General features: G+C 44.5%; 2 protein-coding genes. Both read right to left on the reverse strand.

Annotation, left to right across the window (positions count from 1 at the left end; genetic code table 11):
- The gene (locus FJR06_RS10355; protein ID WP_168651380.1) at nucleotides 1–183 is read right to left on the reverse strand and encodes a hypothetical protein; all 183 of its coding nucleotides are present in this window, start codon (nucleotides 181–183) and stop codon (nucleotides 1–3) included.
- The gene (locus FJR06_RS10360) at nucleotides 152–313 is read right to left on the reverse strand and encodes a hypothetical protein (RefSeq protein WP_168651381.1); all 162 of its coding nucleotides are present in this window, start codon (nucleotides 311–313) and stop codon (nucleotides 152–154) included. The genes FJR06_RS10355 and FJR06_RS10360 overlap by 32 nt, the downstream gene beginning before the upstream one ends.
- Between the last annotated feature and the right edge of the window lie 85 nt (nucleotides 314–398).

Below are 398 nucleotides of genomic sequence, written 5' to 3' on the forward strand. Positions count from 1 at the left end.
TTATCTTCCAAATGCTTCGCCCCTACTGACAACTGACAACTGACAACTGACAACTGACAACTGACTACTGACAACTGACAACTGACAACTGACTACTGACAACTGTACGGGCGAAGCATTTGGAGAACTATTTTTGGCAATGACCGATAATTTATCTTCCAAATGCTTCGCCCCTACTGACAACTGACAACTGACAACTGACAACTGACAACTGACTACTGACAACTGACAACTGACAACTGACTACTGACAACTGTACGGGCGAAGCATTTGGAGAACTATTTTTGGCAATGACCAATAATTTATCTTCCAAATGCTTCGCCCCTACTGACCACTGACCACTGACAACTGACCACTGACTACTGACAACTGACTACTGACAACTGTACGGGCGAAGC

The sequence above is a fragment of the Dolichospermum sp. UHCC 0352 genome (genome assembly GCF_009711925.1).
Taxonomy (GTDB): Bacteria; Cyanobacteriota; Cyanobacteriia; order Cyanobacteriales; family Nostocaceae; genus Dolichospermum; species Dolichospermum lemmermannii.